At 46.2% G+C, this 11,759-nt stretch carries 14 protein-coding genes; 1 reads left to right on the top strand and 13 read right to left on the bottom strand.

The window, feature by feature from the left end; all coding sequences use genetic code 11:
• Nucleotides 1-35: 35 nt before the first annotated feature.
• From HY807_06805 to HY807_06765, 9 genes are all read right to left on the bottom strand, one after another.
• Nucleotides 36-707, bottom strand: coding sequence for a M48 family metallopeptidase (locus tag HY807_06805; GenBank protein MBI4826116.1), 672 nt, complete (start codon nucleotides 705-707; stop codon nucleotides 36-38).
• Between the two features lie 17 nt (nucleotides 708-724).
• Nucleotides 725-1,213 (bottom strand): HIT domain-containing protein, encoded by a 489-nt coding sequence (locus HY807_06800; protein MBI4826115.1) that lies wholly within the window; start codon nucleotides 1,211-1,213, stop codon nucleotides 725-727.
• 125 nt (nucleotides 1,214-1,338) lie between these two features.
• Nucleotides 1,339-2,058: a uracil-DNA glycosylase gene (locus HY807_06795; protein MBI4826114.1), complete on the bottom strand. Its 720-nt coding sequence runs from the start codon at nucleotides 2,056-2,058 to the stop codon at nucleotides 1,339-1,341.
• A 41-nt stretch (nucleotides 2,059-2,099) separates the two neighbouring features.
• Complete coding sequence (locus HY807_06790; GenBank protein MBI4826113.1) at nucleotides 2,100-2,945, bottom strand: NAD(+)/NADH kinase; 846 nt, start codon at nucleotides 2,943-2,945, stop codon at nucleotides 2,100-2,102.
• Nucleotides 2,942-3,361, bottom strand: a complete 420-nt coding sequence (gene tsaE, locus HY807_06785; protein ID MBI4826112.1) for a tRNA (adenosine(37)-N6)-threonylcarbamoyltransferase complex ATPase subunit type 1 TsaE — start codon at nucleotides 3,359-3,361, stop codon at nucleotides 2,942-2,944. Before tsaE ends, HY807_06790 begins: the two co-directional genes overlap by 4 nt.
• Nucleotides 3,345-3,803 carry a CBS domain-containing protein gene (locus tag HY807_06780; protein ID MBI4826111.1) on the bottom strand — a complete coding sequence of 153 codons (459 nt, stop codon included), beginning with the start codon at nucleotides 3,801-3,803 and terminating at the stop codon, nucleotides 3,345-3,347. Before HY807_06780 ends, tsaE begins: the two co-directional genes overlap by 17 nt.
• A 14-nt stretch (nucleotides 3,804-3,817) precedes the next feature.
• Entirely contained in the window at nucleotides 3,818-4,648 is an 831-nt protein-coding gene (locus HY807_06775) for a Bro-N domain-containing protein (protein MBI4826110.1), read from the bottom strand.
• A gap of 9 nt (nucleotides 4,649-4,657) precedes the next feature.
• On the bottom strand, nucleotides 4,658-5,341 hold the full coding sequence (pgeF, locus tag HY807_06770; GenBank protein ID MBI4826109.1) for a peptidoglycan editing factor PgeF: 684 nt from the start codon (nucleotides 5,339-5,341) through the stop codon (nucleotides 4,658-4,660).
• Nucleotides 5,338-6,879 (bottom strand): NAD(P)H-hydrate dehydratase, encoded by a 1,542-nt coding sequence (locus HY807_06765; GenBank protein ID MBI4826108.1) that lies wholly within the window; start codon nucleotides 6,877-6,879, stop codon nucleotides 5,338-5,340. The genes pgeF and HY807_06765 overlap by 4 nt, the downstream gene beginning before the upstream one ends.
• Before the next feature lie 200 nt (nucleotides 6,880-7,079).
• Between HY807_06765 and HY807_06760 the strand changes: the two genes are divergently transcribed.
• Nucleotides 7,080-8,309: a hypothetical protein gene (locus tag HY807_06760; protein ID MBI4826107.1), complete on the top strand. Its 1,230-nt coding sequence runs from the start codon at nucleotides 7,080-7,082 to the stop codon at nucleotides 8,307-8,309.
• 102 nt (nucleotides 8,310-8,411) lie between these two features.
• On the opposite strand, the gene acpS is transcribed toward HY807_06760, so the two are convergent.
• The 4 genes from acpS to HY807_06740 form a co-directional block, all read right to left on the bottom strand.
• The gene (acpS, locus tag HY807_06755) at nucleotides 8,412-8,783 is read right to left on the bottom strand and encodes a holo-ACP synthase (protein MBI4826106.1); all 372 of its coding nucleotides are present in this window, start codon (nucleotides 8,781-8,783) and stop codon (nucleotides 8,412-8,414) included.
• A gap of 51 nt (nucleotides 8,784-8,834) precedes the next feature.
• Nucleotides 8,835-9,554, bottom strand: a complete 720-nt coding sequence (locus HY807_06750) for a pyridoxine 5'-phosphate synthase (protein ID MBI4826105.1) — start codon at nucleotides 9,552-9,554, stop codon at nucleotides 8,835-8,837.
• Nucleotides 9,555-9,671: 117 nt separating this feature from the next.
• Complete coding sequence (locus tag HY807_06745) at nucleotides 9,672-10,616, bottom strand: ATP-binding cassette domain-containing protein (GenBank protein ID MBI4826104.1); 945 nt, start codon at nucleotides 10,614-10,616, stop codon at nucleotides 9,672-9,674.
• Complete coding sequence (locus HY807_06740; GenBank protein ID MBI4826103.1) at nucleotides 10,616-11,581, bottom strand: ABC transporter ATP-binding protein; 966 nt, start codon at nucleotides 11,579-11,581, stop codon at nucleotides 10,616-10,618. Before HY807_06740 ends, HY807_06745 begins: the two co-directional genes overlap by 1 nt.
• Between the last annotated feature and the right edge of the window lie 178 nt (nucleotides 11,582-11,759).

Here is an 11,759-nt window from a genome sequence, read left to right as displayed (position 1 = left end):
CCCCTTGCCCCCCTTTGTTAAAGTGGGGGAATCAGCTATATGACGAGCAGGTGCCCGTTCTCTCTGAGCCAGACCTTCTGCTCCTTGAAATCAGGCATCAATGACCCGACCTTGTCCCAGAATTTCGGAGAGTGGTTTAGCTCAGACAGGTGTGATATCTCATGAGCAACAACATAGTCTATGACCCTCAGCGGCGCCATCACAAGAAAAAGGCTGAAGTTAATATTTCCCTTTGTAGTACAAGAACCCCAGCGTCTCCTTGCAGATGTTATCTTCATCTTTTTATATTCACGGCCTGACATGCCTGAGATCAGCTCAGCCCTCTTTAAAATTATCCGGGCTGCCTCATCCCTGTACCAGTCTGTAAATATCTCTCTAGCGCGTGTACGATGTTTATTTGACATCATGAAGCATCCGTCCAGCTTCAGCGGCTCATCCTGATCATCTATCACTCTCAAATTATATTTATCGCCAAGATAAAAAAACTCCTCACCGTCAGCAAAATTACGCTTGGGCGATTTAGAGACCCTTTCTCCTGCCTCTTTCTGTTTATTAATTATCCATGCGCTCTTTGACTCGACAAAATTATTAATTGCCTTTTGAGAAACCCAGCCGGGAGCGCGCACTATGACTGAAGCATCATGGCGCACCTCTACCGCAATGGACTTTCTTCGTGATCTTTTAATCTCAGAGATATTGATCTGCATGGACACGATATGAAGAACTACTTTTTAAATGCCTTACTCAGCTTTGCATAGGTCGCCATCAGGTGCTCGGGCATGACCCTTGTCTCTGATATGAGAGGCATGGTGTCTGTGTCGCCTGTCCAGCGCGGGATGATGTGCTTGTGCATGTGCGAGCCCATGCCTGCCCCCGCGACCTTGCCGAAGTTGAGGCCGAGGTTAAAGCCGTCAGGATTGAGCGCCTTCTTCAGGACATTCACAGACCTGTCAATCGTCTTTATCAGGTCAAAGAGGGCCTCATCAGAAAGCCCGTCAAAAGACGGCGTATGAAAATATGGGACGACCATGAGGTGGCCGCTGTTGTAGGGATATTTATTGAGCATGACAAAGCAGTGCGCGCTCCTGTATAAGATCAGGTTCTTTTTATCATTGATCTTTTTTGCCTGTGATATATGACAAAAAAGGCAGGTGTCAAGTTTATGATCATCAAGTATATATTCCATTCTCCACGGCGCCCAAAGTCTTTTCATTTAATCCTCCAGTCTAATTTGTCATTCCCGCTTGTCGGGAATCTATCTTTCATGTGTATAATGGGAAGATTCCGGACAAGCCGGAATGACTGCCTATGTGAAATTATTTATGACACTAACAGTATTTATTTAAGCTTCTCAAGCACCTTTGCAGAATCATCCCATGTAAGGTGTTTCTCTTTTGGATTTCTCAAAAAATACGCGGGATGGAATGTCGGCATCACAGGTATATTATTATAAGAGTAGAAATTCCCTCTTGCTTTGCTTATCGGAACCTTGATCCTGAGGAGCGACTGAGTCGCAACATTCCCGAGGCTCATTATCACCTTTGGATTGATTATCTCTATCTGCGTTTGGACAAAAGGCATACATGCCGCTATCTCATCATCTTCCGGCGCCCTGTTGCCCGGAGGCCTGCATTTCACGATATTTGCGATATATACTTCTTCACGCTTCCATCCTCTTTTATTTATAAGGTTGTTAAGTATCTGCCCTGCCTCACCAACAAAAGGCCTTGCCTGAATATCTTCATCCTTGCCCGGCCCCTCGCCTATGAACATAAGCCTCGCGTCCGCGCTGCCTTCACCGAATACGATATTCGTCCTTCCTTCACAAAGCTTGCAGCGCCTGCATTCCCCGATCTCCTCTCTAAGCGACTTCAGCATCTCTTCCTTGCTTAAGGATGATGCGGCAGGAGCAGGACGATATTCGGTCTTTTTTTCAGCTACAGCAGGGCGATGAATGGAGAGATCTACGCTCTTTACAGGAAGATACTCGAATCCGAGCTCCTTATAGAACTCCATAGCATTCTTCATATCTCTGATTATTTCATTCCTGGTTATCATCGGCCTTAATCCCTAATCCCTATTCCCTAAACCCTGTTTTATCATTCTCCCCACTTCATCTTTGACCTGAGAATATAAAAATAATCCCTGTCCTGCAGATGAATGAACTTTGTGGTGAAGTCAGCCTTCTTCATCCTTATGCTGTCGTTGACCTTTAGAGGAAGCCCCACCTGGCCGTCAACGGTGAGATACACATTATCACCAGACTTAACGATCGCCTCAAGAACAAAATCATCAGGTATCACAAGCGGCCTGCTTGTGAGCGTATGCGGACAGATAGGTGTCATGAGGAATGATTCAACTGTCGGGTACAACACAGGGCCTCCTGCTGAGAGTGAATGTGCTGTAGAACCGGTAGGTGTTGATACGATCAGCCCGTCAGCTCTGAATGTGGTCACATACTGCTTATTAATGCTGATGTCCAGTTCAAACATCCTCGCAAGCGCGCTCTTGTTCAAGACCACATCATTAAGCGCGCTGTATTGCGATATCTTTTTCCCCTTACGATAAACATCAGCAGATATCCTTATCCTCTCCTCAAGCCTGTACTTGCCTGAAAAGACCTTATCAATATTCTTGAGTATCTCATCCCTTCCAAGCTCAGTAATAAATCCGAGAGTGCCGAGGTTTATGCCGAGGATCGGAACGCCTTTATTGCCAACGAGCCTCGCAGCGCTCAGGAGTGTGCCGTCGCCTCCAAAGACGAGGATAATGTCAGACCTTGAAGGGAGCTTCTCTACAGGGCACCCTTTCATCTTCAGGGCTGCGGCTGTCACAGAATCAATAGCGACTTTGTACTTTCTGCCCTTGAGCCACTGCAGGACATCCCTTACCGCGTCTATCGCCTCAGGAACACTCTTCTTTGCGATTATCCCAACATTCTTCATATAGTAATTCCCTCTATTGATATCTCTCTTCTGTCTTCGCCTGAGTAGCTGAGCCGAACCTTTATGGCATCATCAGGTATCTCTCTCTCCGCCCTTTCCGCCCACTCTATGACAGATATGCTCTTCCTGTTGAAATATTCATGCAGGCCGAGGTCTGCCGTATCATTTTCAGAAAGCCTGTAAAGGTCAATATGGTTGAACGGTACTTCACCCTCATGCTCTATTATTATAGTGAAGCTCGGGCTCGTGACATCCCGCTCCATAATGCCGAAGACAGAGGCGATGCCCTTCACCATAGTTGTCTTGCCAGCGCCAAGTTCGCCGTAAAGACAGACCACATCGCCGGGGCTCAGCCGCTCCCCTATTCTGCGGCCTATCTCTCTTGTCTCCGCATCGCTGTTACTTTGAACTATCACCTGTCATCGCACCGACAATATCCGCCTTGCCGACTATGCCCACAACAACCTTGCCTCTCAGCACAGGCAGGAGATGGATACTCTTCTCAGACATGATAGTGGCAGCCTCTTCCAGCGTCGTCTCCTCAGTTATGGATACGACATCCTTAACGCATATCTCATCAACAATAGTAGCTGCCATCTTCTTTATCTCATCCTCCATCTTGCCGGAGCCTAACATGATGTACGCGTCAAACAGCCTGATAATGGTCGGGATGTGAAGCCTCTTGTTCTTGCTGATGAGGTCATTCTCAGTGACTATGCCCACAAGGTTGTTGTTTTCATCCACAACCGGCACGCCGCTGAACTTATGCTCTATCAGGAGCCTCGCAAGCGCTTCAACAGTTGCATCAGGATTTATCGTTATGACATCTTTGGTCATGAAATCTTTTACTTTCAGCATTCAGCCTCCATGATTTAATCTGTTAATATTTTTTTTGATTTTTTCTTTGGTAAATAATTTTCCTTAGAAACCACCGAATGGCCTATTTCCTTTTCCAGTTCATTCCTTGCGATGCCAGCGATCTTCCCGCCCCTATTGGCATCCTTCTTTAGCTTGGACACTCCTTCCGAATCTTCTATGCGATGAATTTCTGTAGTTGATCTTTCTCCCAGCATAGTAAAAATCAATTCAAAATCATCCATATGATCTCTTAAGTTTTCTCTTTTTAAACCCTTAAGTTTTTTATATTCGCCCGGCGTTACGCCAAAAGTGGCTTTGGAAATTTCGGCAGTCAAAATTTCATAATCCTTTTGTTCTTTGGCTCCTCTTTTCCCCCACTCATCGGTCAGTTCTTCACGAATGGCAATTCCTCGCATCCGTTTTTCAATCCAGTCATCGGGATAACCTTTGAGCTTATAGAGAATTCTCGTTCTTTTGGTAGCCAATTCGGGATTTTCTATTTCTTGCACGCGCTCATAACCAACTTTTGCCAGCCAGCGCTTAAAAGGCTCTGCTTTAGGAGAAGGGATAGACTGTATAATACGAAAAACGCCCTCCGTGTCGGCACAATCGGTTTCATACTTTTTACCGTCCGAAGCCTCTAATTTCAGTCGTTTACAAATTGTAGATAACTGAATTCCATCCTCATTTTTCACACGCGCCTTCATCGCGCTCCAATAAACACTCGGTTTAGCGCTATCGGTAAGTGCTTCTACCACATCAATCACCGAAAACCACCACTCATTTTTATAAAGTGTTTTTCTGATTTTCTTGCCTTTAAACAGAGCGATTTTTGTAGTTTCCATAAATTTATATTACCACATCATAATAAAACCGCCCTGCCGCCCTGCATTCTCCCCTGAATGCCTGTATGAATGGAACTTTTCAGCATTGCAGAAGGTACATTCATCAGAAAGCCAGATGTTCTGCGCAGGGACTCCTGATGATACAGCCTGAAGCCTGTTGGCATGGGGAAGGTCGATATAAAATTTTTCACCGGATTGTTTAATATAGCTGCCCTCGCCTGACGCAGAACGGACAGCCTTCATGACATTATCATCAACCTCATAAGAGCAGCCCTTTATGCTGGGGCCTATCGCTGCCATTATGTTTTCAGGAAGTGAATTGAACTCTCTCTGCATAGTTTCGATAGAACGTTTCAGTATGCCGGATGCTGTGCCTCTCCATCCTGCATGTACTGCGCCTATAACCCCGGCCTCTATGTCAAACAGAAGTATTGGGACACAGTCAGCCACCTTTATCCCGATAAGAACATTCTTCCTTGATGTTATAACAGCATCGGCGACCACCCTTCCCATTCCTGACTCAAGCACATGCACCTTGTCAGTATGTTTCTGTATCGGGATATATATATCCGCCTCAATACACAACTCCTCAAGCAATAACTTTTCAAGATTGATATCTGATGCGGTCTTGGTTGAAAAGAATGCCATGACCTCCGGCAATGCGATGTTTGAAGGCAATATAAAGTTCTTCATTTTATTATTGATCTAAAGACAGAAGGTATCGCTTTTATGATATCAGATGCGATAAGTGAGTGCTCGCCTTTCTTTTCGGCAGCAATATCACCAGCATGACCGTGCATATATACGCCAAGGATAGAAGCATCCAACGGGCTCAATCCCTGCGCGAGAAAGGCTGATATCATGCCTGTAAGAACATCTCCTGTACCTGCGGTGGACATTCCGGGATTGCCTGTAGAGTTAATGAACGAGTCACCTGAGGGAGCAGCGATAATGGTCGGCGCTCCTTTAAGAACAAGATAAGTCTTTGTCTTCTTCGCGAATGAGATAGCTGTATTAATTCTGTCATCCTGTAAATTTTCTGCCTTCCCATTTAAAAGCCTTGCCATCTCTCCTGAATGAGGCGTAATGATAACAGGCGCGCCTGACTTCTTTAAGACGGATGTATCACCTGCGATAGCGTTTAATCCATCGGCATCAATGACGATCGGCACATTTGACCTTTTGATAAGCTCGCATACGAGTGCTGATATCTCTTTATCATTTGATATCCCCGGCCCAATTGCCAGTACATCGCCTCTCTTCTCTAAGAATTTAAGAATGACCGGAACTGCGGCAGATGAGAGTGTGCCGTTGTCTTTATCAGGAAGCGGCAGTATCATCTCCTCAGTCACCCTCGCCTGAAATGTATCGACAAGAGAATCAGGTATTCCGATAGTGACAAGCCCTGCGCCTGTCCTCAGACACGCCTTTGCCGCCATAAGCGCAGCGCCTGTCTTGCCTCTTGAACCTGCGATTATAAGAACGTGTCCGTAAGTCCCCTTGTGAGAATCCTTAGGCCTTTGCGGCATAAGTGAAAGCGCGTCAGCTTTTTGAATTAGGTCAACCTTTATCTTTGACGACGTTAATAACTTCTGAGGAAAACCTATATCAGCGATAGAAAGACTGCCAGTATATTCCGCGCCCGGATAAAGCAGGTGCCCCCTCTTTGGAAGCCCGAAGGTCACTGTATGGTCAGCCCTTATCGCATAGCCCATGACCTGCCCTGTGTCTGAAGATATGCCTGAAGGAATGTCAACGGAAAGTACAGGAGATGAGAGTCTGTTCACCTTATTTATAACGTCGGAAAGCGGAGACCTTATATCTTTGCTTAGTCCTGTACCGAATAGGGCGTCAATGATTAAAGAACGCTTATGAAATAGCGACGAGCTAAGAGTTAATAAGCTCTTTATCGGAAATATTTCAACGCCTGCTTTCTTAGCTCTGATGTAATTCGTCTTTGCATCGCCTTTAAGTTTTGATGCAGGAACTGAGATAAATGCCTTTACATCTCTGCCTTCGCCATGAAGTATCCGTGCTATGACAAATCCGTCTCCGCCGTTATTGCCGCCGCCGCATAGAACATAGATGTTTTGGACTTTATATATCTCATTTACCTTCTTGACGCAGGCAAGCCCTGCCCGCTCCATAAGTTCTGTTCCGACAATGCCGTATCTGTTTATGGCAGCCCGGTCAATATCCATCATCTCATGCGCGGTTGTAACCTTTATCATACTCTCCTCATATGTATTAACCCAGTATAAATTAGAGCCTTACAATTATCAATTAAGTTTAGCACTTACATTTTTACCATATTCCCTTCTTAAGCAACAAAAAAACTTAAATATATTTAATAAGAATCTTGTATAATCACGAAGTAGCTGACTTAAAGAACATTAATAAATATCCCAGATTAAACAAAGGAGGAAAAACAGTGAAGAGGATATTAGCCTTATTTTCAGTAGCTGCAATTGTTTTAAGCCTTATCATCGCGTTAAGCGGAAGCGCACACGCGTTTTCACCTGAATTCGGAGATGCCTGTTCAGGACTCTCTGCAGGATACTGGCATACATGTGTTCTCAAGTCTGACGGGAATGTAGACTGTTATGGAGACAACACTTATGGCCAGGCTGCAGATTATCTCGGAGGGAACGCAACAGGCGTCTCTGCCGGAGGGACGCATACATGCGTTCTTGATTCAGACGGAAATGCAGACTGTTATGGAGACAATAATTCCGGCCAATCTAACGACTATTCCGGAGGGGACGCGATCGGCGTCTCTGCAGGAGCCTATCACACATGCATTCTCAAATCTGACGGGAATATAGACTGTTATGGAGACAACACTTATGGCCAGGCTGCAGATTATCTCGGAGGCGACGCAACAGGCGTCTCTACAGGAACCTGGCACTCATGCGTTCTTAAGTCAAACGGGAATGTAGACTGTTACGGATGGAACGATTATGGCCAAGCTGCAGATTATACCGGAGGGGATGCCATAGGAGTCTCTGCAGGATATTATCACACATGTGTGCTTAAAACAAACGGGAATGTTGACTGTTATGGATACAATGGTGACGGTCGAGCTAATGATTATACCGGCGGGGATGCCATTGGAGTCTCTGCGGAATTGCTTCAAACGTGCATTATTAAATCTAACGGGAACGTAGGATGTTATGGATCGAACAATAACGGCCAGGTTGTAAATTATAGCGGAGGGGACGCAGTCGGTGTCACTGCCGGATACATACACACATGTATTCTCAAATCGGACGGGAATGTTAACTGTTACGGGGATAACACTTATGGCCAATCTGCCGCTTATACCGGAGGGGATGCGGTATGCAGTATAGGCGATTCCTGCCCTGACCCGTATGCGATAATCAACGATCTCTATGATTCTGTTAACACAGATGTTGCTCAGCGAACCATCAGGTTACGCCTTAAAACCACTCTGGACAGCTGCTACAATAAAATGCCTGCCGCGATTGACGGGGACATCAGGTCGCTCAACTATGCCGTAAGATATATCGAACAGTTCAAGATGTATGTAAATAAGTATATCAAGACAGGCGACATCAACGGAAAGACTGGTGATGGAATGCTTGAACAGGCTGACGAGCTTATCGCTTCATTTACCTGCGAGGATAATCCACAGCCATAATATTATCTAAATATAGCCGGCAGGGGAAATTCTCCTGCCGGTTTTTTTTATGCATACACACACATAGGGATACAGCCTTCTTCTGGCATACTTCCTTCCCTTTTACTTCTCCAGTACAACTGATGCGATGCCGTACTCTCTCTCATGGCTCAGTGAAAGATGGCAGTGTTTGATACCATGTTTTTTAAAAAATTCACCAAGCTTCCCTTCTATCTTTATATAAGGCTTGCCTGTATCGCTGTTAACCACCTCTATATCAGTCAGGTCAATTAACGCCCTTGAACCGATGGCCTTTATCACAGCCTCCTTGGCGGCAAAGCGGACAGCAAGAGAAAGATACGGGTTGCCCTTTTCACGGCAATAAGCTATCTCACTGTCAGTGAAGACTCTTTTATAAAACCTCTCCTGCCACTTCTCAGAGACCTCTTTCATCCTGTCAACCTTGACCAGGTCTATTCCGATTCCGTAGATCATAATTAGTAGTCAGTTGTCAGCGGTCAGCAGTCAGGAACTGCAAAACACCAACTATTTGCTGCTCTCCTTTATAAGTTTCTTCATCCCTCTCACAGCCTTCTCAAGCCCGACAAATACTGAATCCGATATTATGCCGTGGCCTATGTAAAGCCCTCGTATGCCTTTGATGGCCGCGATGCTCTTCACATTCCCGGAGTTCAGCCCGTGTCCGGCATTGACAAAGAGGCCGAGCTCAAGCCCTTTTCTGACCGCATCCTTTACCCGCTTCAGTTCAAGAGTTCTCTGCTTTCCCTTTGCATCGGCATATCGGCCTGTATGTATCTCCACCATTGCAGCGCCCATGCTCTCTGAGGCAGCGACATCAGCTTCTGACGGATTGATAAATAGGCTTACAGGTATGCCCGCATTCTGGATCGCGTCTATCGCCTTCTTAATCTTCTTCTTCCCCTTTACAAGGTCGAGCCCGCCCTCTGTCGTAAGCTCCTGCCTCTTTTCAGGAACGAGCGTCACCATGTCAGGCCTCAGCTTGATCGCTATACCTATCATCTCATCAGTCGCAGCCATCTCAAGGTTAAGCTCGACATTGATGCTATTCACCAGAAGCTTCAGATCCCTGTCCTGTATATGCCTCCTGTCCTCCCTGAGATGCACGGTAATGCCGTCTGCCCCGCCCTTAATGGCATGATTTGCAGCGATAACAGGATCAGGGTATTCCCCCTTCCTCGCCTCTCTCAAAGTTGCAACATGGTCAACATTAACACCTAAAAGCATTTAGACCTCCATAAATTTTATGGTTCTGTCATACTGGCTTGTCCAGTATCTTTCTTAAAAATGATTCCGGACAAGCCGGAATGACGCCTACTTAACTCATAACTCTTAACTCTTTTCTCATCCCCACAAATGGCACGAGACCAGCCTTCCGTTGCCTTGATCTATAAGTAACGGAACCTCCTTATCGCACGGCCCGAACCTTTTATGGCAGCGTGGATGGAACGGACAGCCTGTTGGTATATTCACAGGGCTCGGCACATCGCCCTCAAGTATTATCCTCTCCTTCTTATCTGTAACCTCAGGCTTCGGCACTGCTGAAAGAAGCGCCTCGGTATATGGATGCAGAGGCCTCTCAAAAAGTTCATCTGTCTTTGAGAGCTCGATTATCTTCCCGAGATACATCACCGCCACTCTGTCGCTGAAGTGCTCTATCGCAAGCAGGTTATGGCTGATAAAGACATATGACAACCCTGAATCTTTCCGAAGGTCCTGCATCAGGTTCATTATCTGCGCCTGTATCGATACATCAAGAGCGGAAAGAGCCTCATCCGCAACCAGCAGCTCCGGCTCAACAGCAAGAGCCCTGGCTATGCATATTCGCTGCCTCTGCCCGCCGCTGAACTCGTGGGGATACCTGTAAAGCGCGTCAGGATCTATACCGACCTTCTCAAGAAGATGAACGACGCGTTCCTTAACATCACCTCTGTTAACCATGTTGTTAATTATAAGCGCCTCTCCGACAGCGTCAATTATATTCTTTCTCGGATTAAGAGAGGCAAGCGGATCCTGAAAAATTATCTGAAGCCCCTTTCTTATCTTTGAGAGTTCACTTCTCCCCGCAATGACAACATCGATCCCGTTAAAATAGATCTTCCCTTCAGTAGGCTCGATCAGCCGCAGGATCATTTTAGCGACAGTAGATTTGCCGCAGCCACTCTCACCGACAAGTCCGAAGACCTCGCCCTTTGAAACAGAGAAGCTGACATCATCAACCGCCTTAACAAAGCGCTTGCCCTTCAGATGAAAATATTTCTTCAGCCCCTCGACTCTCAGAAGTTCCATTACAGTTCCATAGCCCTTATGCACCTGCTGAGATGGCCGGGGTTTCCTGCCGGAATAAGTTCAGGCTCCTTCTTAAGGCATTCATTCATAACATATCTGCATCGTGTTGAAAATTTGCATCCCGGCGGAAACGCGTCAAGCGCAGGCACTTGGCCGGGAATAGGATTCAGCTTTACACCCTTCTTGCCCGGAAGCGATTCAAGAAGCCCGATCGTATAAGGATGTTTGGGATTGAGAAAGATATCTTTGACAGGAGCGTTCTCGACTATTCTTCCTGCATACATCACAACAACCCGTGATGCCCATTCAGCAACTATCCCGAGGTCATGAGTGATAAGGAGGAGCGACATCCTGTTGCTCTCTTTAAGCCTGCCTAACAGCTCAAGTATCTGCGCCTGTATCGTGACGTCAAGCGCCGTGGTCGGTTCATCCGCGATAACAAGCGAGGGATTACATGCTATCGCCATCGCGATCATCGCCCGCTGCCTCATGCCGCCGCTCATCTGGTGGGGATATTCCTTTATCCTTAATTCCGGAGACGGGATATTCACCTTTCTCAAAAGCTCTACCGCTTGAGACATGGCATCCTTCATGGAGATATCAATATGAGTGGTGAGCGCCTCGGCGATCTGATACCCGACGGTAAAGACCGGGTTGAGAAAGGTCATAGGCTCCTGAAATACCATCGCGATATCCCTGCCCCTTATGCCGCGCATCCTGTCTTCTCTCCAGGAAGATATCTCATCTCCCTTAAATACCACACTGCCTGAAGACACAGCATTTGACGGCAGCAGGTTCATTATCGAGAGGGCGGTCAATGTCTTGCCGGAACCGCTTTCGCCGACAATACTTACGGTATCTTCCTGCGCGACACTGAACGTTACTCCGTCAACCGCCTTGATATGTCCGGCATCTGTTTGAAAAGATACACTGAGGCCTTCAACAGAAAGAAGGGCGTCATTCATGAGCAAAATAGTATTCCTTTATATAGTGGGACTCGCACTTGAATTGTAAGTTATATAAATACATTATCTTTGTCAAGCATCCTCAGTTAACCGTCTTTTATAATGTTTGACTTGAAAAAATAAATTTGTTATCGTACATGCTGTTCTTACATAAATATCATGCTGAATTCGGAGGCAT

This window comes from Nitrospirota bacterium, from assembly GCA_016207885.1.
Classification (GTDB): domain Bacteria; phylum Nitrospirota; class Thermodesulfovibrionia; order UBA6902; family UBA6902; genus JACQZG01.
The sequence above is the reverse complement of the archived record's forward strand: the minus strand, read 5'-3'. Positions and strand labels throughout refer to the sequence as shown.